General features: G+C 62.4%; 20 protein-coding genes and 1 pseudogene. 12 read left to right on the forward strand and 9 right to left on the reverse strand.

The window, feature by feature from the left end:
- Window positions 1-39 precede the first annotated feature (39 nt).
- The 5 genes from ACQ4WN_RS12560 (at window position 40) to ACQ4WN_RS12580 (ending at window position 5,206) form a co-directional block, all read left to right on the forward strand.
- Window positions 40-1,452 (forward strand): HAMP domain-containing sensor histidine kinase, encoded by a 1,413-nt coding sequence (locus ACQ4WN_RS12560; protein WP_436551836.1) that lies wholly within the window; start codon window positions 40-42, stop codon window positions 1,450-1,452.
- On the forward strand, window positions 1,449-1,991 hold the full coding sequence (locus tag ACQ4WN_RS12565) for a hypothetical protein (protein WP_436551837.1): 543 nt from the start codon (window positions 1,449-1,451) through the stop codon (window positions 1,989-1,991). Before ACQ4WN_RS12560 ends, ACQ4WN_RS12565 begins: the two co-directional genes overlap by 4 nt.
- Complete coding sequence (locus tag ACQ4WN_RS12570; protein WP_436551838.1) at window positions 1,988-3,355, forward strand: sigma 54-interacting transcriptional regulator; 1,368 nt, start codon at window positions 1,988-1,990, stop codon at window positions 3,353-3,355. Before ACQ4WN_RS12565 ends, ACQ4WN_RS12570 begins: the two co-directional genes overlap by 4 nt.
- A gap of 267 nt (window positions 3,356-3,622) precedes the next feature.
- On the forward strand, window positions 3,623-3,985 hold the full coding sequence (locus ACQ4WN_RS12575; protein ID WP_436551839.1) for a BON domain-containing protein: 363 nt from the start codon (window positions 3,623-3,625) through the stop codon (window positions 3,983-3,985).
- Between the two features lie 207 nt (window positions 3,986-4,192).
- Entirely contained in the window at window positions 4,193-5,206 is a 1,014-nt protein-coding gene (locus ACQ4WN_RS12580) for a bile acid:sodium symporter family protein (protein WP_436551840.1), read from the forward strand.
- Here the strand turns inward: ACQ4WN_RS12580 and ACQ4WN_RS12585 are convergent.
- Both ACQ4WN_RS12585 and ACQ4WN_RS12590 read right to left on the reverse strand, forming a co-directional pair.
- Window positions 5,158-6,633, reverse strand: coding sequence for a UdgX family uracil-DNA binding protein (locus ACQ4WN_RS12585; RefSeq protein WP_436551841.1), 1,476 nt, complete (start codon window positions 6,631-6,633; stop codon window positions 5,158-5,160). The genes ACQ4WN_RS12580 and ACQ4WN_RS12585 overlap by 49 nt on opposite strands.
- A complete protein-coding gene (locus ACQ4WN_RS12590) occupies window positions 6,630-7,862 on the reverse strand; it encodes a putative DNA modification/repair radical SAM protein (RefSeq protein ID WP_436551842.1) in 1,233 nt (410 codons plus the stop codon). Before ACQ4WN_RS12590 ends, ACQ4WN_RS12585 begins: the two co-directional genes overlap by 4 nt.
- Before the next feature lie 140 nt (window positions 7,863-8,002).
- Between ACQ4WN_RS12590 and modA the strand changes: the two genes are divergently transcribed.
- From modA to ACQ4WN_RS12610, 4 genes are read left to right on the forward strand one after another with little or no spacing between them, the layout of a single operon-like run.
- Window positions 8,003-8,779 (forward strand): molybdate ABC transporter substrate-binding protein, encoded by a 777-nt coding sequence (modA, locus tag ACQ4WN_RS12595; RefSeq protein WP_436551843.1) that lies wholly within the window; start codon window positions 8,003-8,005, stop codon window positions 8,777-8,779.
- 17 nt (window positions 8,780-8,796) lie between these two features.
- Window positions 8,797-9,468: a molybdate ABC transporter permease subunit gene (gene modB, locus ACQ4WN_RS12600; RefSeq protein ID WP_436551844.1), complete on the forward strand. Its 672-nt coding sequence runs from the start codon at window positions 8,797-8,799 to the stop codon at window positions 9,466-9,468.
- A gap of 17 nt (window positions 9,469-9,485) precedes the next feature.
- Window positions 9,486-10,187 carry a sulfate/molybdate ABC transporter ATP-binding protein gene (locus ACQ4WN_RS12605; RefSeq protein WP_436551845.1) on the forward strand — a complete coding sequence of 234 codons (702 nt, stop codon included), beginning with the start codon at window positions 9,486-9,488 and terminating at the stop codon, window positions 10,185-10,187.
- Window positions 10,188-10,212: 25 nt separating this feature from the next.
- On the forward strand, window positions 10,213-10,980 hold the full coding sequence (locus ACQ4WN_RS12610; protein ID WP_436551903.1) for a TOBE domain-containing protein: 768 nt from the start codon (window positions 10,213-10,215) through the stop codon (window positions 10,978-10,980).
- A 67-nt stretch (window positions 10,981-11,047) separates the two neighbouring features.
- On the opposite strand, the gene ACQ4WN_RS12615 is transcribed toward ACQ4WN_RS12610, so the two are convergent.
- Complete coding sequence (locus ACQ4WN_RS12615; RefSeq protein WP_436551846.1) at window positions 11,048-14,122, reverse strand: hybrid sensor histidine kinase/response regulator; 3,075 nt, start codon at window positions 14,120-14,122, stop codon at window positions 11,048-11,050.
- Between the two features lie 239 nt (window positions 14,123-14,361).
- Between ACQ4WN_RS12615 and fnr the strand changes: the two genes are divergently transcribed.
- Window positions 14,362-15,120 carry a fumarate/nitrate reduction transcriptional regulator Fnr gene (gene fnr / locus ACQ4WN_RS12620; RefSeq protein WP_436551847.1) on the forward strand — a complete coding sequence of 253 codons (759 nt, stop codon included), beginning with the start codon at window positions 14,362-14,364 and terminating at the stop codon, window positions 15,118-15,120.
- Window positions 15,121-15,123: 3 nt separating this feature from the next.
- Here fnr and ACQ4WN_RS12625 read toward each other — a convergent pair whose 3' ends face one another.
- From ACQ4WN_RS12625 to ccoN, 6 genes are all read right to left on the reverse strand, one after another.
- The gene (locus tag ACQ4WN_RS12625; protein ID WP_141171201.1) at window positions 15,124-15,648 is read right to left on the reverse strand and encodes a FixH family protein; all 525 of its coding nucleotides are present in this window, start codon (window positions 15,646-15,648) and stop codon (window positions 15,124-15,126) included.
- Window positions 15,649-15,794: 146 nt separating this feature from the next.
- Entirely contained in the window at window positions 15,795-17,177 is a 1,383-nt protein-coding gene (gene ccoG / locus ACQ4WN_RS12630) for a cytochrome c oxidase accessory protein CcoG (RefSeq protein WP_436551848.1), read from the reverse strand.
- 4 nt (window positions 17,178-17,181) lie between these two features.
- Window positions 17,182-18,102 carry a cytochrome-c oxidase, cbb3-type subunit III gene (gene ccoP, locus ACQ4WN_RS12635; RefSeq protein ID WP_436551849.1) on the reverse strand — a complete coding sequence of 307 codons (921 nt, stop codon included), beginning with the start codon at window positions 18,100-18,102 and terminating at the stop codon, window positions 17,182-17,184.
- Window positions 18,095-18,307, reverse strand: a complete 213-nt coding sequence (locus ACQ4WN_RS12640) for a cbb3-type cytochrome oxidase subunit 3 (RefSeq protein WP_436551850.1) — start codon at window positions 18,305-18,307, stop codon at window positions 18,095-18,097. Before ACQ4WN_RS12640 ends, ccoP begins: the two co-directional genes overlap by 8 nt.
- A 1-nt stretch (window position 18,308) precedes the next feature.
- Complete coding sequence (gene ccoO / locus ACQ4WN_RS12645) at window positions 18,309-18,923, reverse strand: cytochrome-c oxidase, cbb3-type subunit II (protein WP_436551851.1); 615 nt, start codon at window positions 18,921-18,923, stop codon at window positions 18,309-18,311.
- 15 nt (window positions 18,924-18,938) lie between these two features.
- Window positions 18,939-20,366: a cytochrome-c oxidase, cbb3-type subunit I gene (gene ccoN, locus ACQ4WN_RS12650; protein WP_071080091.1), complete on the reverse strand. Its 1,428-nt coding sequence runs from the start codon at window positions 20,364-20,366 to the stop codon at window positions 18,939-18,941.
- A 246-nt stretch (window positions 20,367-20,612) separates the two neighbouring features.
- On the opposite strand from ccoN, the gene ACQ4WN_RS12655 reads away from it, so the two are divergent.
- Entirely contained in the window at window positions 20,613-22,751 is a 2,139-nt protein-coding gene (locus ACQ4WN_RS12655; protein WP_436551852.1) for a T6SS effector phospholipase Tle3 domain-containing protein, read from the forward strand.
- Between the two features lie 134 nt (window positions 22,752-22,885).
- A pseudogene (locus ACQ4WN_RS12660) lies at window positions 22,886-23,662 on the forward strand (virulence factor); the annotation flags it as partial.

Below are 23,662 nucleotides of genomic sequence, written 5' to 3' on the forward strand. Positions count from 1 at the left end.
CGCCTTTTCCCCTTGCTGACTGAACCGAAGGCGCTTACCTTGTCCAGACTGTCCTTTCGCCAACTGTTATTTGCCGCCTTCATTTTGACGACGGGCATTTTGACGGCCACCTCCGTGCAAGCCCTGCTGACCCTGGAGCACCTGGCGCGCCTGGGGCGCGAGACGGCGGCGCAGGCGATTACCCTGACGGAACAGTCGCAGCGTTTGTCCGAGCGCACCCTGGCCATGGAGCGCAGCGCGCGCCAGTTTCTCGTGCTCGACGATCCCGTGTTCCGCGAGCGCTACGCGGCGGCCCGCGATGAAGCCACGGCGGCGCTGCAAGTGCTGAACCGGGCCACGCCCGAGTTTGCCTCGCAGCTGGCCGACGAGTGGATGGTGCAAGCGCAAGCGGCCTGGGAAGTGTTGCAAGCGGGAAAACGTCGCAAGCGCGATGGCCACGCCGTCGTGTACCGCGCGTTCGCCCGCATGACGCAGATCAATGACAGCCTGGCGCGCGAAAGCAAGACGGAAATCGGCAGTCGCAACGACGCCCTGCTGGCCGAGCTGGAACGCCAGCGCCGCGTGCTTGGCGTGCTGGTGGGCGGCGCGGTGCTGCTGGCGGCCGTGTTGGCCACCTGCTTCGGCTTTCTATTGTCGCGCCCGCTGCGTCGCATCGAGACGGCCATCGAGCGCCTGGGCGACAAGCGCTATGACCAGCGCATCGTCGTCGGTGGCCCAGCCGACACGCGCCGCCTGGGCCAGCAGCTCGACTGGCTGCGCCAGCGCCTGGCGGACCTCGATGCGGACAAGGAACGCTTTTTGCGCCACATCTCGCACGAACTGAAGACGCCACTGGCGGCATTGCGCGAAGGCGTGGCCTTGCTGGAAGACGAGGTGGCCGGCAAGCTTAGCGATGGCCAGCGCGAAATCGCCGGCATCCTGCAGCAAAACACGGCCTCGCTGCAAACCCAGATCGAAGACTTGCTGCGCTACAATACTGCCGCCTTTGACGCCCAGCATCTGGCGCATAGCAAGGTGGACTTGCTGGTCTTGCTGCAAGATGTGGTGGCCGGGCAGCGCCTGCAATGGCTGGCGCGCCGCCTCACGGTCGAGGTGCAGGGCGAATCCCTGATCGTGCAGGCCGACCGCGACAAGCTGGCGACGGTGCTGGCGAATCTGCTGTCGAATGCCGTGCGCTTTAGCCCGGAAGGCGGCACCGTGCGGTTTACCCTGTCCAGCGAAGGCGGCCGTGTGCGCATCGATTGCATCGATGAAGGGGCCGGCGTGGCGCCCGAGGATGCCGAGCGCATCTTCGAGCCCTTCTACCAGGGCGTGCGTCAGGTGGTCGGCGCGCGCAACGGCAATGGCATCGGCCTGTCCATCGTGCGCGAATATATCGCTGCCCATGATGGCAGCGTCACTCTTTTACCGCGCCCCGCCGGCGCGCATTTTCGGATAGAACTGCCCATATGATGACGAGAACCTCCCTGGCCTGCATGGCCGCCTGCGCGCTGCTGTTGGGCGCATGCGCCGTCAAGCCTTCCACCCAGACGCCCGTGCTGGTGCAAACGCCGCCGCGCGTGGTGGTGGTGGCCGATCCCCAGCTGACCGAACTGCTCGCGTATCAAAGCGCCTTGCGCCTGATGACGCCGTCGGAACTGGTGAAGGCGCAGCTGGACCTGGCGAAGGCCGATCATGCGCCGCACAACACGATACGCCGCGCCATGTTGCAAGCGACCGTGCGCGGTGCCGGCGACCTGGCCCGCGCGCAAGCCTTGCTGGAACCGCTAGCCATGGCCACGGGCAAGGACGCGCAACTGCTGGCGCCGCTGGTGCAATTGCTCAGCGGCCAGTACGCAGAGCTGCGCCGCCAGGAAGAGAGCATCGACAAGCTCAATGGCCAGCTGCGCGATGCCCAGCGTCGCATCGAGCAGCTCAATGAAAAACTCGAGGCGCTGAAAAACATCGAGCGCAGCCTGTCCGTGCGCCCTGCCGCGGGAGCGTCAAAATGAGCGAGCAGGCCCACATCTTATTGGTCGACGACGACCCCGACCTGCTGCGCCTGCTGACCATCCGCTTGAAAGCAGGCAACTATCGCGTCACCGCCGTGGGTAGCGCGGAAGCGGCGCTGGCGCGCCTGGCCGTGGAATTGCCGGCCCTGGTCATTACCGATGTGCAATTGCCGGGCCGCGACGGTCTGGCCCTGTTCGATGAAATCCGCCGCCAGCATGCGGCCCTGCCCGTCATTTTGCTCACAGCCCACGGCACTATCCCCGACGCCGTCGACGCGACGGCGCGCGGCGCGTTTGCGTATCTGACGAAACCGTTCGACGGCAAGTTGCTCATGGAAAAGGTGGCGTATGCCATTAACTTGTCCACGGTCATGCCGGCGCCCGCGTCCGGCGACGAGAGCTGGCGCGCCGAGCTGATCAGCCGTAGTTCGCAGATGGCCGAACTGCTGGCCGAAGCCAAGCTGGTGGCCGGGTCCGATGCCAGCATCCTGATCCGAGGTCCCAGCGGCACGGGCAAGGAGTTGCTGGCGCGCGCCCTGCACAACGCCAGCCGCCGCGCCAAGGCGCCGTTCATCGCCGTCAATTGCGGCGCCATCCCCGAACAGCTGCTGGAATCGGAACTGTTCGGCCATGTAAAAGGCTCGTTTACGGGCGCCGTCGGCAACCGTGAAGGCCTGTTCCTGGCGGCCGATGGCGGCACCCTGTTTTTAGATGAGATCGGCGACATGCCGCTGCCGCTGCAAGTCAAACTGCTGCGCGTGCTGCAGGAGCGGGCCGTGCGCCCCGTGGGCGCCGACCAGACGCGGCCGGTGGACGTGCGCCTTCTGTCGGCCACGCACCGCGACCTCGACGTGGCCATGGCGGAAGGGCAATTTCGCGAAGACTTGTATTACCGCCTGAACGTGGTGACCTTGACCCTGCCGCCGCTGGCCGAGCGCCGCGAAGACATTTCCCTGCTGGCGAACCATTTCCTGCAGAAACTGGCGGCCAAGTACCAGAAGCCCCTGAACGGCTTCGCCCCTGATGCCTTGACGGCTCTGGTGGCCGCGCCATGGCCCGGCAACGTGCGCCAGCTGGTTAATGTGGTCGAGCAAGTGTGCGCGCTGGCCACGGCGCCGCTGGTGCCCCTGAGCCTGGTGCAACGGGCCTTGCGCGTGCCGTCGCTCGAAGCGCTCAGTTACAACGAAGCCAAGCAGCGCTTCGAGCGCGACTACCTGATTCAACTGCTGCGCCTGACGGATGGCAACGTGGCCGACGCGGCGCGCCTGGCCGACCGCAACCGCACGGAGTTCTACCGCTTATTACAGAAATATGAGCTGACGCCGGCCCTGTTCCGCACGGATGGCGACCCTGTCGCTGATTAGCGACAAAAATAAAATGTGGATAATCAAAGGCTTACTGAGAAATATTGATTGTCTTGCCACAAACTGTCGCTGTCAGGCGACAAAAAGGCCCGATTTTCGGGCCAGATCCGGCGGAAACGGCCTGGAAAAATCGATTTATACTGTAAGTCTTTGATTTTGATGGAGATTTAAAAGCTGGCACGGTGCTTGCTGTATGGGTAGATGTGACGCTTCAAAGTGTTGCTTTATCCAAGTAAGAAGCTTTTAACTTCATTGAGAGGAACTACCATGCAAACATCGAAACTGTTCAATACCCTGGTCGCCGCTATCGTACTGTCGGGCGCCTCGATTACCGCTTCGCATGCAGCTGACTCCGCACCAAAAGCACAAGCTCCTGCTAAGACTGTCCTGGCCGCCAACGCTGCCGCTGCCGTACCTGATGAAACCATCACTTCCTCGGCCAAGGCCGCCCTGAGCGCCGATGCGCAAGCCGCTGCCCTGCCAGTCAAGGTAGCAACCCAGCAAGGTGTCGTCGTCCTGTCGGGCGACGTGCCGAGCGCCGAAGCGGGTGACCGCGTCGTGCAGATCGTCGCTTCCGTGAGCGGCGTGAAAGAAATCAAGAACGAGCTGAAAGTCAAAGCCGCCGGTTAATCCCTCGCGCTGTACTTTACTCCGGGTTGCCCTGTCTGCGGACAGGGCATTTTTTTGTCCGCAGGGTTCTTGCCGGGCAACGATACCCATGCTGCCAGGCAAGGAGTTGGGCAATACAGGTAGAATAGCCAGCACTGGCGCCGCTCCCGGCGCTGTTTGTCATCCCCGGCACAGTGTTACAAGGCTGCGCCGCTACCAGGCTACCGCATGTCTTCTTTCTCTCCCGCTGCCCTGTTGAGCAATCTGAAACCCGATAATTTCACCATCGCCCTGCTCGTCACCGTGGCGCTGGCCACGTTCCTGCCCTGCACGGGGCAGACGGCCGTGGTCTTCGGCCATATCACCACCGTCGCCATCGGCGCCCTGTTTTTCTTGCATGGCGCCAAGCTGTCGCGCGAAGCCGTGGTGGCCGGTGTCATGCACTGGCGGCTGCACCTGCTGGTGCTGGCCAGCACCTTCATCCTGTTTCCACTGCTGGGCCTAGCCCTGCGTCCGCTGGCGCTGACCTTCCTCACGCCTGACCTGTATGTGGGCATTTTGTTCCTGTGCGCCCTGCCATCGACCGTGCAGTCGTCGATCGCCTTGACGGCCATGGCGCGCGGCAACGTTCCAGCCGCCATCTGCAGCGCCTCGGCCTCGAACTTCATTGGCATCTTCCTTGCCCCCATCCTCGTGGGCTTGCTGGTGGCCAAGGGAGCGGAAAGCAAGTCATCGGTCGATGCGGTGCTCTCCATCGTCATGCAGCTGCTGCTGCCATTCCTGGCAGGCCAGTTCCTGCGCCGCTGGATCGGCCGCTGGGTCGATCGCCATAAAGCCACCCTGAAATTCGTCGACCAGGGTTCGATCTTGCTGGTGGTCTACACGGCCTTCAGCGAAGCCGTCAGCGAAGGCCTGTGGCATACGATCTCGGTGGAAACCCTGGTAGCGCTGGGTCTGTTCAGCATCTTGCTGCTGGCGCTGGTACTGGGCCTGATGACGTTCATCAGCCGCCGCCTGGGTTTTTCCAAGGAAGATGAAATCGCCATCGTCTTTTGCGGCTCGAAGAAAAGCCTGGCCAGCGGCGTGCCCATGGCCAAAGTATTGTTTGCCACGCATTCGCTGGGTATGGTGATCTTGCCGCTGATGCTGTTCCACCAGATCCAGCTGATGATCTGCGCCGTGATTGCGCAGCGCTATGCGCGGCGTGACGAGGGGCAGGAAGTGCCAGCGTCGACGCTGTGATTCTGGCCTTGTAGTAGCCGCATCGCCTGGTACAAGCCGTCGACTATCACCGCATACGCCTGCCGCCGGCTCGCCTCGTCCGGCGCGCGCAGCACATACGACGGGTGATACACGGTGACCACCCAGCGTCCATCGTGCCGGATTTGCGTGCCGATCAGCGCTGTCATGTTCACCGCACTATCCTGCAGCACTGACTTCAAGGCCGTGCCGCCTAGCACCACGATCACCTCCGGTTTGACACGTTCGATCTCTTCTTCCAGCCAGCCAAGGCAGGCGAGGATTTCGCGTTGCGCGGGTGTCTTGTGCAGGCGGCGCTTGCCGCGTGGTTCCCACTTGAAATGCTTGACGGCGTTGGTCAGATAGATGCTGTCGCGCGCCATGCCCGCTTCCTGCATGGCCTGCTCCAGCAGCGCGCCAGCCGGGCCAACGAATGGCAAGCCCGCCAGGTCTTCCTGGTCGCCCGGTTGTTCGCCGACGAGCATGATGCGGGCGGTTTGCTGGCCCACTCCGGGCACGGCTTGCGTGGCGTGCTGCCACAGCTCGCAGCGGCGGCACTGGTCCAAGGTGGTGGGCAGTGCGCGCGCGGGCTGGGCGCGCTCGGCGGCAATCGGGATCATGGTGGCGCCGCTGCGCTGGCCGACAGTGGCCGTCTGACCTGTGCGCCGTTCGCCGTTGGCGGCGCCGCTGAGCATGGCGGGCACGATGGCGCCTTCCGGCAGATTTTTCCAGAAGCGTGAAGGGATGTGGCTATGCAGCAAATCCGCATTCACGCGCGCGGGATTGAAGATGCTGCGGTAGTAGGTCAGCCACAGCGCTTCACCGGCATCGTCGATGTCGGCCGCGCCGCGCAGCAGCGCCGGCCCCGCGTGCAAGGATGCGCCATCCCACAGCATGCTGGCCGTCGGCGTGGCGATCATCCAGCTGGTCGATCCCATGCGGCGCGCGAAGTGGCGCGCCACTTGCGGCAGCACGTCGTGCGTGGGTTCGAACCAGGCGACGAAGCGGGGGGCGCCCTCGGCCTCGCTGCGTTCGCGGAAGCGTACATACGCATGCATGTCGTGCTCCTCGCGGCGCACGGCCTTGGCCATCGCGTGCAGGCGCGCGCCATCCGTATCGGCAGGCGACATCACGTCGTGCTGGCCCAGCTGCCAGCGCCAGAGCACTTGATATAAGAATGCCCAGCGGTCATGCACATTGAAACAGGCGGCGCCTTCCAGCAATTCGACCAGGGGACGGGGCAGGCGCAGCAGCGGAGCGCTGTTATCCGTTGCCTCCGGCGTGGAGGAAAACAGGTCGCCATCGCCGGGTTGCGATTGCCATGCCACGTCGGCAGGCGGCACGCCGCGCGCGATCAGTTCACGCGCTGCCGCGCGCCACTCGTCGAACGACTGCGCCAGCCGCACCACGCGCTCATTGACTTCTTTCATGCGGCCTGCAGTTCCGGCCATAAATTCATCTGCTGCGGCGCTTCCGCCATGGCGCGGCGCAGGTGTTCGGAGGCGGTCGTATCGCGCGCGGGAAAGTAGTCGGCCGTGATGATGAAGGGGGCGATTTTCTTCATGCTGCAGCGCAGGCGCGACAGGTCGGCGTAGCGCACTTGCCGCAGCTGGCGCAGGTCGACGATGCGCTGCGCGTTGCGCAGGCCGATGCCGGGCACGCGGGCGATCATATGCTGCGCCGCACGGTTCAAGTCCAGCGGAAAATGTTCGCGGTGCGCCAGCGCCCAGGCCAGCTTGGGATCGATATCGAGCGCCAGATTGCCGCCCGTGGCAGGCAGCAGTTCGCTGGCCTGGAAACCATAGCTTCGCAGCAGGAAATCGGCCTGATACAGCCGGTGTTCGCGCAGCATCGGCGGCGGCGCCAGCGGCACGCTTTTCGGGCTGTCGGGGATCGGGCTGAAGGCCGAGTAGTACACGCGCTTGAGCTTGTAGCTGCCGTACAAGGTCTCGGCAGTGGAGAGAATTTGCTGGTCGTCGCTGGCGTCGGCGCCGACGATCATTTGCGTGCTTTGCCCGGCCGGCGCGAAGCGCGGCGAGCGCGGCTCTTCCGCTTTCTCATCGAGCTTGCGGCGGATGGCGCCCATTGCCAGTTTAATCGTATGCACGCTTTTTTCCGGCGCCAGCTTTTGCACGCTGTCTTGCGTCGGCAGTTCGATATTGACGCTGAGCCGGTCGGCATAGCGGCCCGCCTGCGCGACCAGCGCAGGATCGGCGTCGGGGATGGTTTTCAGATGGATATAGCCGCGGAACTGGTGCACCTCGCGCAACTCGCGCGCCACTTGCACCAGTTGCTCCATCGTGTAGTCGGCCGACTGGATGATGCCGGAACTGAGGAACAGGCCGTCGATATAGTTGCGCAGGTAAAAGTCGCTCGTCAGCTTGACCACCTCGGCCACCGTAAACCGCGCGCGCGGCACGTTCGAGCTGCGGCGGTTGACGCAGTACTGGCAATCGTACAGGCAGTAATTCGTCAGCAGTACTTTCAGCAGGGAGACGCAGCGTCCGTCCGGCGTGTAGCTGTGGCAGATGCCCATGCCGGAGGTGGCGCCAAAGCCATCCTTGCCGATGGAATCGCGTTTGGGCGCGCCGCTGCTGGCGCAGGACGCGTCGTACTTGGCCGCGTCGGCCAGGATTTCCAGCTTGTCCGTCAATTCCATGGGGTGCCTCGGTATACTGTGTTTATATACAGTATAGCAGGGAATCGACCTTATGCTGCCTTGACTTGTGCCATGGCATAACGCTATATATCGGTGTATATTACGGTCCTTGTTCACCGTTCACTTACAAGGATACGATCATGCGTCTCACCTCGCTCGCCCGCCTGCTTGGCACCGCTCTGCTCGCTACCGCCGCCACCTCCGCCTTTGCCGGCGAAGTGGTGGTGTCGGCTGCGGCCAGCCTGACGAATGCGTTCAAGGATGCAGCGCAAAGCTATGAGGCGCAGTATCCGGGCAGCAAGGTGTCCCTGAACTTCGCCGCTTCGGGCGTGCTGCTGCAGCAGATCGTCAAGGGCGCGCCCGTGGACGTGTTTGCTTCGGCCGACCAGGAAACCATGGATGCGGCGCAAAAGCAGGGCCTCGTCTTGCCAGCCGACCGCATGGACTTCGTCGGCAACAGCCTGGTGCTGATCGTGCCGCACGATAGCAAGCTGGGCATCAAGAGCTTGAGCGACCTGACGCACAAGGGCGTGACCCGTGTGGCCATCGCCAATCCGGCCAGCGTGCCCGTCGGCCGTTACTCCGAAGGTGCGCTGAAGAAGGCGAAGCTGTGGGACGCCGTGCAGACTAAAGCCATCGGCACGCAGAACGTGCGCCAGTCGCTCGACTACGTGGCGCGCGGCGAAGTCGATGCGGGCTTTGTCTACGCCACCGACGCGGCCATCATGAAGGATAAAGTCAACGTCGTGCTGGACGTGCCACTGGACGCGCCTGTGCTGTACCCGATCGCCACCATCAAGGGCAGCAGCAATGCCGCCGAAGCGAAGCGCTTCGTCAGCTACCTGCAGACGGCGCCGGCGCAAGCCATCCTCGCCCGCTATGGATTCAAGCAAGCTGACGGATTCAAGAAGCCATAACTTAAGCACGCGCCCGCATGGATATCGCCTGGACCGCGCTAGCCCTGTCGCTCAAAGTAGCGGCCTGGGCCACGGCGCTCAATTTGCTGCTCGGCATCGGTACGGGCTATCTGCTGGCGCGCACGCGTTTTCCCGGGCGCGAGCTGCTCGACGCCCTGTTGACCCTGCCGATGGTGATGCCGCCCACCGTGCTCGGCTATTACCTGCTGGTGCTGCTGGGCCGGCGCGGCACGCTGGGCATCTGGCTGCAAGACAACTTCGGCATCAACCTCATCTTTACCTGGCAAGGCGCCGTGATCGCCTCCACGGTGGTCGCCTTTCCCCTCGTTTTCAAGCCGGCGCGCGCCGCCTTCGAGGCCGTCGACGGCCAGCTGGAGCAGGCTGCCCGCGTGCTGGGCATCTCGGAAATGGCGATTTTCTTCCGCGTGACGTTACCGCTGGCCTGGCGCGGCATCCTGGCCGGCGTGCTGCTGGGTTTTGTGCGCGCGCTGGGCGAGTTTGGCGCCACCCTGATGGTGGCCGGCAGCATTCCCGGCAAGACGCAGACCTTGTCGGTGGCTGTGTATGAAGCCGTACAGGCGGGCCAGGACGACGTGGCCAATACGCTGGTCTTGATTATCTCCTTGGTCTGCATCGTGGTGCTGCTGTCGGCTGGCCGCCTGGCACCCGGGCGCATCGCGCACAAATGACGGCTATGATGACGCCCATGCAACTCGACCTCGACATCCGCGCCACCTTGCGCTCCGGCAAACGCCGTTTCGACATGCACGTGCAATGCACCTCGAGCAGCCAGCGCATCGCCATGTATGGCCCGTCCGGCGCCGGCAAGAGCATGACCTTGAAAGCCATAGCCGGACTCTTCACGCCTGACGCGGGCCATATCCGCCTGAACGGGCGCACCATGTTCGATTCCGCCGCCGGCATCAATTTGCCGCCGCAGCAGCGCAACGTGGCCTATCTGTTCCAGGATTACGCGCTGTTCCCGCACTTGACGGTACGCCAGAACGTGGGCTTTGGTCTGAGCCGCGGCTGGTTCAATCCGCGTGCGCGCGAAAAGCTGGCCAAGGTCGAGCATTGGCTAGCCGCGTTTCATTTGCAGGAACTGGCGCACCAGTTTCCCGACGAGTTGTCCGGTGGCCAGCGCCAAAGGGTGGCGCTGGCGAGGGCACTCGTGGCCGAACCCAACGCGCTGCTGCTCGACGAGCCGTTTGCCGCCCTCGATCCGGTCCTGCGTGTCAAAATGCGTCTGGAACTGAGCCAGTGGCAGCAGCGCCTTGACGTGCCGATGATCCTGATCACACATGATCCGGAAGATGCGCGCATCCTGGGCGAGCATGTGCTGTACTTGCGCGACGGACAGATCGATAACGGGGAAGTACACATGGCATTGGGTGAACGCATTGGATAAATTCGGCCTGCAAGGCTCGGTATGGATGACGGTGGGCGGAGAGCACCTGGGCGGCGCCGGCCGCGTGGAATTGCTGGGCGCCATTGCCGAGTGCGGCTCCATTACGCAGGCGGCAAAGCTTGTGAAGATGAGCTACAAGGCAGCCTGGGACGCCATCGACGCGATGAACAACCTGGCCGGCGAGCCGCTGGTCGAGCGTTTGACGGGCGGCAAGGGCGGCGGCGGCACGCGGCTGACGCAACGGGGGCGCCAGCTGGTCGACAATTTCCGCATCATCGAGCGTGAGCATGCGCGCTACCTGCGCCAGCTGGGCAGCCAGGCGGAAGGCATCGCCGACGATCTTTTACTCATACGGAGAATGGCCATGAAAACCACAGCACGCAATCAATTCCTGGGCAAGGTGGCCGAACTGAAACAGGGCGCCGTCAACGATGAAGTCACCCTGGCATTGCCCGGTGGCCAGCACATCGTCGCCATCGTCACGCAAGGCAGCAGTGCAAGCCTGGGCCTGGTGCCGGGCGCGGAAGCGTTTGCGCTGATCAAGGCGTCGTCGATCATCCTCGTGGCGGATAGCGAAGGGGCGCGTTTTTCCGCGCGCAACCAGCTGGCCGGGCTGGTGACGCGCGTGCAGACGGGTGCCGTCAACACGGAAGTGGTGCTGGACTTGCCGCGCGGCGGCACGATCGCCGCCATCATCACCAACCAGAGCAGCACCGACCTGGGCATAGAGCTCGGCAGCAAGGTGACGGCGATGTTCAAGGCGTCCAGCGTGATCCTGGGCGTGCCGGCGTAAACGGCGACGCCGAGCAAAGTTCCGGGGTCAGACCCGCCGGGTCTGACCCCAGCTTGACGTTGCAGGCCTAATCCTTCAACCGCGACAACCAATCGGACGCCGCCGACAGCGCCAGTTCCAGTTCATGCGCCGTGTGCGCCAGCAGCGCCGGCACCTCGTCCAGGCGGCCCGCATCGATGGCTTCCTCGGTGGCAAACGCGGCGCGGATGAGGCGCTTCGTGCCCAGGGTACCCACGGAACCGCGCACGCCGTGCAAGATGCGCGCCACGTCGCTGTGGCGGCCCGTTTGCAACGCTGCTTCGGCGTCGCGCACGGGCGTCATGCCCTTGTTCAGCGCATCTTCCACCATGCGCCGCAGCACGCCGCGGCCTTTCGCATCGCGTCCCATCACGCGCATCAGCGGCGCCATGGAAAATACTTCCTCATCGGCAACGGGTGCCGGCTCGGTCGTCTGCACTTGCGGGCGCTTGGGCAGGTGGCGCAGGATGACTTGCATCATCTCTTCCACCACCACGGGCTTGGCGATGAAATCGCTGATGCCGGCCGTCATGCAGCGCTCGCGCTCGGACGCCAGCACGCCGGCCGTCATGGCGATCACGGGCAGGCTCAGACGCAGTTCCGTGCGGATGATGTGGGTGGCGCTGAAACCGTCCATGACGGGCATCTGCATGTCCATCAGCACGATGTCGTAGCGCAGCGCCTCCGTGCGCAGCCGTTCCACGGCCTGCAAGCCGTCGCCCACCACGTCCAGGGTGGCGCCCATGTGCTCGAGGATGCCGCGCGCCACGGCCTGGTTCAAATGATTATCTTCCACCAGCAGGAAATGCACGCCGGCCAGTTCCGTGCCCAGCGGCTGGTGCAGCATGCGCTGCTCGCCGCCATCGTTCTTGGCGATCAACGCCTGGTGCAGGGCATCGAACAGGCTCGATCCCGTGATCGGCTTCATCAGCACGACATCGGCCTCGGCGGCGCTGGAGATTTCCTCCAGGTGGTTGCGCGCGAAAGCATTGACCATCACCACGATGGGCTGGCGCTGGCCGGTGGCCGCCTGGCGGATGGCCTTGGCCGTGGCCAGGCCGTCCATGACGGGCATGTGCCAGTCGGCCAGCACCACGTCATACGGTTGCTGCTGCGCCAGGCGTTCGCGGTACAGTTCGATGGCGGCAAAGCCGGAGTCCACTTCGTCGGCCAGCCAGCCCCATGCCTCGATCAGCTTGACGATCAGTTCGCGCGTGGTGCGGTTATCGTCGGCCACCAGCAGGCGCAGCTGGCCCAGGGCGGGCGTGCGCCGCGTTTCGGCCGGCTGCGCCAGCATGTCGAACGGCACGCTGAACCAGAAGCGGCTGCCCTTGCCTTCGCTGCTGGCGACGGCGATGTCGCCGCCCATCATGTGGATCAGCTGCTTGCTGATGGCCAGGCCCAGGCCCGTGCCGCCGAAGCGCCGCGTGATGCTCTGGTCACCCTGTGAAAACGCGGCAAACAGCTGCTGTTGCTGCAACTCCGTCATGCCGATGCCCGTGTCGCGCACTTCGAAGCGCAGCCAGGCGCGGCCTTGTTGGCGTTCGGCCAGGCTGACGGCCACCACCACTTCGCCGCTCTCGGTGAACTTGATGGCATTGCCGGCCAGGTTGACGAGGATTTGCTGCAGGCGCTGGGCGTCGCCCACCAGGCGCCGCGGTACGTCGGGCTCGACGGCGATGGCCAGTTCCAGCTCCTTTTCGCCCGCATTCATGGTCATCGTCGTGGCCAGGGTATTCATCACTTCATCGAGGTCGAACTCGACGGGCGACAATTCCATGCGGCGCGCTTCGATCTTCGAATAATCGAGCACGTCGTTGAGGATGCCCAGCAGTGACTGGCCCGCCACGCGCACCATGGTCAGATACTTGCGCTGTTCCGTGTCGAGCCTGGTATTGCCCAGCAAGTACACCATGCCCAGCACGGCATTGAGCGGCGTGCGGATTTCATGGCTCATGTTGGCCACGAAGTCGCTCTTTGCGCGGTTGGCCGCCTCGGCCCGGTCGCGCTCCAGTTCCAGTTCCGCCGCGCGCGATTCGAGTTCCTGCTGAAGGCGGTCGCGTTCGCTCATCAGGCCGTTGAACGCTTCCGTCAGTTCGCCGATCTCGTCGCGCTGCTGCACTGGCACGGGGGTGAAGCGGCTGCCGCTGGTGCGCAGGGCCAGCAGGGTGTCGCGCAGGCGCACCAGCGGCGACAGCAGGCGCACGGTGACCCAGCCCAGCACGGCTGCGGCCAGCAGCGACGCGAGGATGCTCCATAGCACCAGCCGGTACAGCACGCCATCGAAGGGTTCGAAGGCGTCCTCGATGGGTAGCGAGGCGGCCAGCAGCCAGTTCACCGATTTCAGGCGCTTGAAGCTGTTGACGGCCGTGATGCCGCGGCTATTGGTGCTGACCATGCTGCCTTCGCCATCGTCCTTCAGCATCTCGGTGGTCGTCAGGTTGGCGTTCGGCTGGCGCGGCTGCAGCAAACGGCTGGTATCGGGGTGCAGCACGTAGCGCGGCACGGCGCCGCGCGTGAGGATGAAGAAATAGCCGCTCTTGCCGATCTTTTCCGAGCGCAGGCGCCCCAGCAGGTTGTCCTTGTACAGGCGCAGCACGCCGATCACCACGCCGGCCACCTGGCCATCGGCGGTGAGCACGGGCGCCACCATCTGTACGATGGGCATGCCGCTCACTTTGCCCAGCATCGGCTCGGTGATCATGGGCTGGCGTGTGCGCAGGACGGTCTGGAAATACTCGCGCTCGGCAACGTTGATGCCGGCGCGGCCTGTGACCAGCGGCATGTCGGCCACGATGGCGCCTTGCGCATCGAGCACCAGCACGTCGTCGAACAGCACCAGCATCGAGCGGCGCGCATAGTATTCGCGCAGCTTGGCGGGTTGGGCGATCAATTCCGGCGGCTGCTGCCTGGCCGTCAGGGTGACGATTTGCAGCAGCATGCCCAGCTTGTCGTCGAGCTCGGCTGCGGTGCGGGTGATCAGGGCAGATTGCTGGCTCAGCAGTACTCGGGTGAAGTCGGCGCGCATGTGCTGCACCTGGATCATGGTGACCAGCGCGATCATGGCGATCGAGGTCAGGCTGGTGGCCAGCGCGACTTTTGCTTTGATGCCGAGAGGCTTCATGATTTCCTTTTCAGTACCGGGCGGCACAGGCGGCAGATAATGCTGTCAGGAATTTTCCTATCAATACATCAACTTGGCAAGCGGTGCCGCGCAAATTGCGCTCGCCGCAAGGGCTTTTGACGATGTTGCCATATATTTAAAGTCAGAAAGTCGTTTATTCAGCGCAATTGCGGTGAAATTGGCACACGGCCACCGTGTATGCAGTAAACTCGGTATTGCATTTTCTAAAAGGTACCAACATGACCGAAGCGCTACTCACTCCCACCTTGCCCACAGTGAACGTGGAAGCGTTGCGTGCGCGATGCTCGACCTGCAGCATGCATCAATTGTGCCTGCCGATGGGCCTCGATGTGGGCGACATGGACAGACTGGACCAGATCATCGGCCGCCGCCGTAAGATCGTGCGCGGCGCCTCGCTGTTCCGCATCGGCGACTCGTTCCAGAACCTGTACGCGATCCGCCTGGGCCACTTCAAGACGTACCAGATCAATCCGGGCGGCGAAGAGCAGGTGACGGGTTTCCAGATGGCGGGCGAACTATTGGGCATGGACGCCATCAGCGCCGATCGCCACCACTGTAATGCGGTGGCGCTGGAAGATAGCGAAGTGTGTGAAATCCCGTTTTCCAGCCTGGAACAATTGCTGGGCAGTATGCCTACCCTGCTGCGCCATTTCCACCGCATGATGAGCCAGGAAATCACGCGCGAGCAAAGCGTCATGCTGTTGCTGGGCAATATGCAGGCGACGCAGCGCTTTGCCGCCTTTATCGTCAACCTGGCCTCGCGCTATGAGGCGCGCGGCTATTCGGGCAGCAATTTCCAGCTGCGCATGTCGCGCGAGGAAATCGGCAACTACCTGGGCCTGACCATCGAAAGCGTCAGCCGCCTGCTGTCCAAATTCAAGAAGGAAGGCTGGCTGCGCGTGTCGAATCGCGAGATCGAGATCCTGCAGCCGGCCAAGTTGAAGGCCATTACGGCCGGTACGGACGTCTGCAAGTAAGTCTTACAGTTCTTCATCGGCATGCAGCGCGATGCTGCGCTGCAGTGGCCAGGTCCAGATGCCGGACAGGCGCCATTCGCGTTTGTCGTTTTCCACCAGCACTTGCCAGCGGCTGCGCTCGAGCATCGGCAGCGCTACCGAGAAGTTGCCGGCCGCATCGGGCTGCACCAGCAGTTTGATATCCTTTTCCGGCAGGGTCGCATGCGCCAGGTGCAGCTGCAGCGGACCCTGGTAAGCCTTGCCGAAGCTGTGCACGGAACCACTGAGGCGTGCTGACGCCACGTCATAGGACAGGCTGGTATCCATCGCCAGGTCGCTGGCGATCGTGTCGCGCCGCAAGTCCTGATTGATCGCCTTGCCCTGCTTGTAATAATCACCCACCACCAGCGCATCGGGCTGCGTAAACGCGATATACGCCATGCAGCTGCCGACCACCACGGACAGGCCGGGACCGATCATCAGCAGCCAAGGCCAGCGATGCTTGTACCACGGGGCAACGGGTGCTTGCAGCTTGAGACTGTCGGACATTTTGTTCTCCTTGGGGTCAGACCCTTTGGGTCTGACCCCAGCTTTTGCTTCTGGGTTGAAAATAAAGTAAAGCTAACGCATGTTTGATGCTACCCCTACGGCGAAATACCGGGGTCGGACCCAGAGGGTCCGACCCCGAATCAATATCACCGCGGCACGATGAATACCGCGCTTTCACGCACATGCAGCGATGGGTCGTCCAGCGAGTGCAATTCGATCGCAATCTTGTTCGAGCCCTTCTCGCCCACGCCGTGCGGCACGCGCAGGCGGATCGGCCAGCCCAGCGTTTCCGTCGGCTGCAAGGTCACTTCTTCGCGCGTCAGCAAGGTCAGGCCCGGCAAGCCGGAAGCGCTGATTTTAAAATGCTGGGTTTGCTCCGAGGTGTTCATGATCTGCAAGCGGTAAACGTTTTCAATCATGCCGTCTTCCACTTCGCGTCCCATCGAACCGCGGTCGCGGATCACGTCCATTTTCAGGGGCGTGCGCAGGGCCAGCGAAGTACACACGGCGATGATGATCAGGGCCAGGATGGAGGTGTAGATCAGCACGCGCGGGCGCATGGCGCGCTGGCGGATCTGCTTCGAACTGAAGTTGTTTTCCATCGCATGGTCGGTACTGTAGCGTACCAGTCCCCGCGGCCGGTCGACCTTGTCCATCACGCTGTTGCAGGCGTCGACGCAGGCGGCGCAGCCGATGCATTCATACTGCAGGCCGTTGCGGATATCGATGCCGGTCGGACACACCTGCACGCACAGGGTGCAGTCGATGCAGTCGCCCAGCTTGTCGTTGTTGCCGGCCTTCTTGCTCATCGCGCCACGCGGTTCGCCGCGCTTCGCATCGTAGGTGATGATCAGGGTGTCCTGGTCGAACATGGCGCTCTGGAAGCGCGCGTAGGGGCACATGTATTTGCACACCTGCTCGCGCAGCCAGCCCGCGTTGCCGTAGGTTGCCAGGCTGTAGAACAAGACCCAGAACCATTCCCAGGGACCGAAATTGAGGGTGGTCACCTCGCGCGCCAGTTCCTTGATCGGCGTAAAGTAGCCGACAAAGGTAAAGCCCGTCCACAGGGCGATGGCGCCCCACGCCAGGTGCTTGGCCGTCTTCTTGAAGGCCTTGCGCGCGGAGGGTCCCTGCTTGTCGAGGGCCATGCGCGCGCTGCGCGTGCCCTCGATGTGGCGTTCGACCCACAGGAAGATTTCCGTGTACACCGTTTGCGGGCAAGAGAACCCGCACCACACCCGCCCGGCGATGGCCGTGACGAGGAACAACAAATACGCACAGATGATCAGCAGGGCCGCCAGATAGATGAAATCCTGGGGCCACAGCACGACGCCGAAAATGTAGAACTTGCGCGTGGTCAAATCGAACAGCAGGGCTTGCCTGCCATTCCAGGTCAACCACGGCAAGCCGTAGAACGCCAGCTGGGTAAGCCATACGCATACCCATCGCCAGGTAGCGTAGCGTCCTTTGGCCTCGCGAGGGTAGATCTGCTCGCGGGCCGCATACATCTTGATGACTTGAGGTTCCATTACGTCATTTCACGGGCGTCTGGGGATTCGACAGGCTCCAGACATACGCCGACAGCACGTGGACCTTGGACTCGCCGAGGAAATCGCTGAAGGCCGGCATGGTGTTGTTGCGTCCCTTGCGGATGGTTTCCATGATGGTATCGGCACTGCCGCCATACAGCCAGATCTTGTCCGTCAGGTTAGGCGAACCGAGCATCTGGTTACCCTTCGCATCGGCGCCGTGACAGGCCATGCAGGCGCCGAACTTGGCCTTGCCCAGCACCGACTTGACGGGATCCGAGGTCGAACCGGATAGGCTCAGCACGTAATGGGCCACGTTCTCGACATCCTTTTCGGAGCCCAGGGCGGCGCCCATCGGTGGCATCTGGCCATTGCGGCCGTGCATGATGGTGGTCTTGATGATGTCGGGTTCGCCGCCATACAGCCAGTCCTTGTCGGTCAGGTTGGGGAAGCCCTTGTTGCCGCGCGCATCCGAACCGTGGCATTGCGCGCAGTAGGTGAGGAACAAACGCTGGCCGATGGCTTGCGCCTGCGGATCGGCGGCCACCGTCTTCAAGTCCTGGCTCAGGTACTTGTTGAACAGGGGGCCGTAGTCGGCTTCCGCCTTCTTCAGCTCTTCCTCGTACTGGCCCGTCGATTTCCAGCCCAGGCTGCCGGCATAGTTGCCCAGGCCCGGGTATAGGAACAGATACGCCAGGGCGAAGACGATGGTGATGTAGAACAACCACATCCACCAGCGCGGCATCGGCGTGTTGAGTTCCTTCAAGTCCTCGTCCCAGACGTGGCCCGTGGTGCCGTCGGCAGGCGCGCCGTCGACCACTTTGATTTTCGACTGCGAGTACAGCAGCACGCCGCAGCCGATGATGCCCAGCAGGGACAGCACGATGATGTAGATATTCCAGAAGCCATTGGTAAAGTCAGCCATGGTTGCGCTCCCCTTGTGCCGGCACAGGCATGGATACCGGCGCCGCCGGATAGTCGAGCGCCTCGTCGTCAAACGGCAGGTGCGCCGCCGCGTCGAAGTCGCTATTGCTGCGGCTGAAAGTCCACCACAGGATGCCTACGAACGTCGTAAAGGAAACCACCGTCATGACGCTGCTGGCGCTGTCAAACAGGTTTTCGATTGCCATGCTAATTCCTTGTTTTGATTAATGTACCGAGGCCTTGCAGATAGGCGACCAGGGCGTCTTCTTCCGTCTTGTCCTGCAGCTGCGCCGGGCCGGCGGTGATTTCCGCATCGCTGTACGGCTGGCCCAGGCGTTTCAGGGCGCGCATCTTCGGCATGATGTCGTCAGGCACCAGCTTGGTCTTCGCCAGCCATGGGTAGGCCGGCATGTTCGACTCGGGCACCACGTCGCGCGGGTTGTTCAAGTGCGTGCGGTGCCATTCATCGCTGTAGCGGGCGCCCACGCGGGCCAGGTCTGGCCCCGTGCGCTTGGAACCCCACTGGAACGGACGGTCATACACGAACTCGCCAGCGACCGAATAGTGGCCATAGCGTTCCGTTTCCGCGCGCAGCGGACGCACCATCTGCGAGTGGCAGTTGTAGCAGCCTTCGCGCACGTAAATGTCGCGGCCCGCCAGGCGCAGCGGCGAATACGGCTTCAGCCCGGCGACCGGCTCCGTCGTGCTCTTCTGGAAGAACAGGGGAACGATCTCGACGGCGCCGCCGATGCTGATCACTACCGTGACCAGGGCGATCAGCAGCCAGGGGTTTCTCTCAATCCATGCATGTGAAAATTTCATTTGCTTTTGCTCCTATCAGGCGTGCGCCGCGTTCAGTTCCGGAATGCGGGCGACGGGGAGTTTGCTGCCGCGCAAGGTCATCCAGGTGTTGTAGCCCATGATGCACATACCCGACAGGTACAGCAGGCCACCGGCCACGCGCACCACGTAGTACGGATACGTTGCTTTCACGCTTTCGACAAAGGTGTAGGTCAGGGTGCCGTCCGGATTGACCGCACGCCACATCAGACCCTGCATCACGCCGGCGATCCACATTGCGGCGATGTACAGCACGATGCCGATGGTGGCCACCCAGAAGTGCACGTCGACCAGGCGCGTGCTGTGCATCTGCGTGCGGCCCGCCAGGCGTGGCAGCAGATAATAGATCGAACCCATGGTGATGAAGCCCACCCAGCCCAGGGCGCCCGCATGTACGTGGGCAACGGTCCAGTCGGTGTAGTGCGACAGCGAGTTGATGGTCTTGATCGACATCATCGGACCTTCGAAGGTGGCGATGCCGTAGAAGGACAGCGAGACGATCATGAATTTCAGGATCGGATCGGTGCGCAGCTTGTGCCAGGCGCCCGACAGGGTCATGATGCCGTTGATCATGCCGCCCCAGCTCGGTGCCAAGAGAACCAGCGAGAAGACCATGCCGATCGATTGCGTCCAGTCAGGCAATGCCGTGTAGTGCAGGTGATGCGGGCCCGCCCACATGTAGGTGAAAATCAGCGCCCAGAAGTGGACGATGGACAGGCGGTACGAGTACACGGGGCGCTCGGCCTGTTTCGGGATGAAGTAGTAAACCATGCCCAGGTAGCCGGCGGTCAGGATGAAACCCACCGCGTTATGGCCGTACCACCACTGGATCATGGCGTCCTGCACGCCTGCATAGGCGGAATACGACTTGGTGAACGAGGCTGGCATGACGGCGCCATTGACCACGTGCAAAATCGTCACGGCCAGGATGTAGGCGCCGAAGAACCAGTTGGCCACGTAGATGTGCTTGACCTTGCGCTTGATCAAGGTGCCAAAGAACACGATGGCGTAAGCGATCCAGACGACGGCGATGAGGATGGCGATAGGCCATTCCAGTTCCGCGTATTCCTTGCCGCGCGTCAGGCCCATCGGCAGGGTGACGACGGCGCACAGGATCACCGCTTGCCAGCCCCAGAACGTGAAGGCGGCCAGTTTGTCGGAAAACAGGCGCACCTGGCAGGTGCGTTGTACAACGTAGTACGAGGTGGCGAACAGGCCGCAGATGCCGAAGGCGAAAATCACCGCATTCGTGTGCAGCGGACGCAAACGTCCGTATGTCAGCCATGGTATGTCGAGGTTCAGGGCAGGCCAGGCCAGCTGAGCGGCGATGATAACGCCAACCAGCATGCCGATGATGCCCCATACCACAGTAGCGACCGCGAATTGCTTCACGATCTTGTAGTTATAGTTCAGCGATTGATCCACAAAGACTCTCCCTGGAATTACTATTTATGATGGTGGCCAGAGAGTAAGTGTTTGAAGGCGAAAAAACTTTGATGTGGATCAAAATTCCCCGGATGAAATAAGCGTAGCGAACTGGCATCGAAATATAGTGATATTTCGGTCAAAAAAACCATGCAAAATCCCTGCAACCGCTGGCTTGATGTAGCTTAAAACATGTAGATTAGCAACGGTTTACAGTGGACAGTCCAGTCATGATGAGGGCTAGCCATGAGTCATGCCGATAGCGCGCCAGCGGATGGTGAAGATATTAAGTTGGTTGTGGGAAAGTTCAACGGAACGTCCCTGTTCAGCTACAGCCTGCTCGACTGCCTGCAGCAAATGCCGTCGCCGGGCATCGTCATCTTCGTGCATGGCGTCAATTCCGACGGCGAGTGGTACCGCGCGGCCGAAGCAGGCCTGTGCAAGGGCCTGAACACGCGCATGAAGCGCTGCGACGAGCACCTGTGCCACGCCACGCCCGAGGCAGGACAATTGACGCCGGTGGGCTACCGGAGCGAGTTGAGCGATGACGGCTATGTCGATCCCGACTATACGGCCAGCACCTTCATCGAGCCGCAAGCGCACTTCTCGCCCGTGATCCAGTTCCGCTGGGGCTACAAGGCCAGCGACAAGGAATTGCAGCAGTATGGCGATTCGGTCTACCTGAACGAACACGATTATTGGGGCGGAGGCCCGTTCGCCAATGGCTGCTCCTCGCTGCCGGACCTGTGGGGCGAGGGCTTGTCGGACGCCCTCTTCCTGTTCATTCATATCGAGCATCTCAATCCCGTCAACGACCGCATCGTGTATGCCTGCCCGCCGCGCCCCTACTTCGTGCTGGCCGCGCTGCGCCTGGCGCACCTGGTGGCGGCCATCCGCCGGCAGCAGGCTGACGTGCCCATCACGCTGGTGTGTCACAGCCAGGGCAATATGGTGGGCATCGCTGCCGCGTTTCTGGGCAACAAGATGGCCGAGGTGCAGGATGTGGCAGGCAAATGCGGCCGTTGCGTGGCCGATACTTATGTCTTGTGCAACCCTCCCTACAGCCTGTTGCGCAGAAATGACACGGAAGGCTGGTTGCAGGGGCAAGTCAGGGATGTCGATGGCAATGTCGGCCGGCAAAGCGGTGAGGCGCGCCGCAAAACTCTGGCGGCATTTTTCGACATCGTGCGCGGCCAGGCCAAGGAGCCGCCCATGTCTGCCGCCTTGGCGTGCATGGCCGCCAACGTGCGCCATGATTTCACCCTGGACAAGGACCGCGCCGCCTATGCCTGCGGCCCGCAGCCGACGACGCGCGGGCGCGTCACCCTGTATTGCAATCCGCACGACCAGGTGATTTCCGCCACGCCCATCCAGGGCATCGGCTGGTTGGGTCTCAGCGCCGAAGAGATCAAGGCCACGCGCGGTGACGGCGTGTTTACCCAGCGGGTGTTTGCGCAAGGCTTTCCCGTGGGCCAGCACGGCGATTATGACTATTGGAGCAATCACTATCGCCAGCCCGCGCGGGGCAGCGCCGATTTCTGGCATCCGCATTCGCCGATCTCCAAATACGATCCTGACAAGGGCATGCGCGCCAGCACCAGTGCGGCCGGCAAGGCGGCGAGCGTGCGCACGGCCGCCGCCATGTCGGCCCTCATGAAGATGCTGAAGACACCCATCAATGCCGTGCCGCCCGATGATTGGCGCATCCCCGTGACGGCGCCCGCCTTGCCGGAAGTGTTTGCACCGCAGGCCATGCGCTTTGGCGTACCCAGCTTACAGTTCGATCAGGATATCGAGCCGCCCGGCACGCACCGCCAGGCGGACAAGGTGCGTCAGAAAGGCGAGCCGTATGCCGATACAAGCGTGGGCGGCACGCCGCAAGGCGACCGCGATACCGAGGCGGCATTGCGCTACGAAGACCATGCCCGCCTGCGCATGAAGGCCCGCCGCGAGAAGCTGGACGGCAATGACGGCAAGGCGATGATGGAAGACGACCTGTCCACCGCCACGCCGGAATATTTGGAATGGCGCAAGCAGGAAATCCAGGGGCAACTGGCGGCGACCTGCGACACGCATGCGACCGACCACTCCACCATCCTGACCAATCCCCGGCACGCTGAAAAGGCGCTGGCGTATGACGTGGCGATTGGGGTGTGTCATATCGATGAGGAGGCGATGCGAGAGTTGAGAGTGATTGCGGATTGGCGGTTGTTGAAGGAGTTGGAAAAAAAGGGCAACTCAAACAGAATTTTTTTTGAATACTTCAAGCTTGGTTTGTTTAAAAAAAAGTCGTTATTGGAGTGGGTTCAAAGTGATGGCAGCGCAGGCACCATGCCTTCGGAAATTGTTGATGAGCGTATGTACAAGCGCCCGGAGACCTCCTGATGCGTAACTTGATTGCTACCTTACCGCGCCGGCTGTGCTGGAGCATATTTGTTTTCAGTCTTGCGTCTGGTATTGCACTTTGGTCTGTCTTGCAGATACCGCCAGTCGATGTTTCTCTTGAAGAAGGATTGCTGATGAAACGCCTGTTTTTGATGCCAGCCCTGCTGGCGCTTGCCGTGCTTTTTCTGACCTCAGCCTGCGCCAGCAAGGTGCCTGTCGTGGCACCGGTTGCCGTCGTCGTACCCGCTGTGCCTGCGCAGCCGTACATGGCGCAAGTCGTGGGCGTGCAGTGGCTCAATCCCCTGCAGCGGCGCGACTATCCGACTGAATGGCAACTGTTGCGGACACTGGGCCTGGCCAAGCCGAACAAGGACGATAGCAAAGTGAAAGAGAACCCTGTGCGTTTTGGCAAGGTGCAATCGATAGGCATGATTGCTTCCGGCAACAAGGGGCGGGAAACATTCAATGGGTATCATGAAAAGTATGTGGAGGAATTGATCACGCTGTTTCATGATATTTATTTCTCGAACGAAGAATATTTTTACAACGCCCATTCGCTGACCGACAAATCCACGCGCCGCGAATTGGCCGGCATCCATATCGAATATGCCTTGCCGGCTGGACGGCTTGATCCAGTAGAAGCGGCGCAATATGTGCGCGAGGAGATTGTCGATACCTTCAGCATCGGCAACCCCTCCTTCCCCGATTCCTGGACCACGGCCACGCCACCCGAGGTGCGTGTCACCATGGGCGGCGCCAATGCGGGCTTTACGTCACTGGCGGCGGGCCTGGCCTACCTGCAAGCCAATCCCGACAAGACGGTGTGGGTGATGAACTGGGATGCGCCCAGTTATCCGCCGAAGGATGAGCAGATCAATGAAAACATGGTCTTGCTGGTGCTGGCCGGTCCC

The organism is Janthinobacterium pasteuri (genome assembly GCF_051380775.1).
Classification (GTDB): domain Bacteria; phylum Pseudomonadota; class Gammaproteobacteria; order Burkholderiales; family Burkholderiaceae_D; genus Janthinobacterium.

Excerpts from the sequence above, each read along its gene's own strand:
- ACQ4WN_RS12575 (WP_436551839.1), top strand. The coding sequence starts at position 3,623 with ATGCAAACATCGAAACTGTTCAATACCCTGGTCGCCGCTATCGTACTG.
- modA (WP_436551843.1), top strand. The coding sequence starts at position 8,003 with ATGCGTCTCACCTCGCTCGCCCGCCTGCTTGGCACCGCTCTGCTCGCT.
- ACQ4WN_RS12640 (WP_436551850.1), bottom strand. The coding sequence starts at position 18,307 with ATGGCAATCGAAAACCTGTTTGACAGCGCCAGCAGCGTCATGACGGTG.
- ACQ4WN_RS12580 (WP_436551840.1), top strand. The coding sequence starts at position 4,193 with ATGTCTTCTTTCTCTCCCGCTGCCCTGTTGAGCAATCTGAAACCCGAT.
- ACQ4WN_RS12565 (WP_436551837.1), top strand. The coding sequence starts at position 1,449 with ATGATGACGAGAACCTCCCTGGCCTGCATGGCCGCCTGCGCGCTGCTG.
- ACQ4WN_RS12605 (WP_436551845.1), top strand. The coding sequence starts at position 9,486 with ATGCAACTCGACCTCGACATCCGCGCCACCTTGCGCTCCGGCAAACGC.
- ACQ4WN_RS12655 (WP_436551852.1), top strand. The coding sequence starts at position 20,613 with ATGAGTCATGCCGATAGCGCGCCAGCGGATGGTGAAGATATTAAGTTG.
- ACQ4WN_RS12590 (WP_436551842.1), bottom strand. The coding sequence starts at position 7,862 with ATGGAATTGACGGACAAGCTGGAAATCCTGGCCGACGCGGCCAAGTAC.
- fnr (WP_436551847.1), top strand. The coding sequence starts at position 14,362 with ATGACCGAAGCGCTACTCACTCCCACCTTGCCCACAGTGAACGTGGAA.
- ccoP (WP_436551849.1), bottom strand. The coding sequence starts at position 18,102 with ATGGCTGACTTTACCAATGGCTTCTGGAATATCTACATCATCGTGCTG.
- ACQ4WN_RS12615 (WP_436551846.1), bottom strand. The coding sequence starts at position 14,122 with ATGAAGCCTCTCGGCATCAAAGCAAAAGTCGCGCTGGCCACCAGCCTG.
- ccoO (WP_436551851.1), bottom strand. The coding sequence starts at position 18,923 with ATGAAATTTTCACATGCATGGATTGAGAGAAACCCCTGGCTGCTGATC.
- ACQ4WN_RS12585 (WP_436551841.1), bottom strand. The coding sequence starts at position 6,633 with ATGAAAGAAGTCAATGAGCGCGTGGTGCGGCTGGCGCAGTCGTTCGAC.
- modB (WP_436551844.1), top strand. The coding sequence starts at position 8,797 with ATGGATATCGCCTGGACCGCGCTAGCCCTGTCGCTCAAAGTAGCGGCC.
- ACQ4WN_RS12570 (WP_436551838.1), top strand. The coding sequence starts at position 1,988 with ATGAGCGAGCAGGCCCACATCTTATTGGTCGACGACGACCCCGACCTG.
- ACQ4WN_RS12610 (WP_436551903.1), top strand. The coding sequence starts at position 10,213 with ATGACGGTGGGCGGAGAGCACCTGGGCGGCGCCGGCCGCGTGGAATTG.
- ACQ4WN_RS12625 (WP_141171201.1), bottom strand. The coding sequence starts at position 15,648 with ATGTCCGACAGTCTCAAGCTGCAAGCACCCGTTGCCCCGTGGTACAAG.
- ccoG (WP_436551848.1), bottom strand. The coding sequence starts at position 17,177 with ATGGAACCTCAAGTCATCAAGATGTATGCGGCCCGCGAGCAGATCTAC.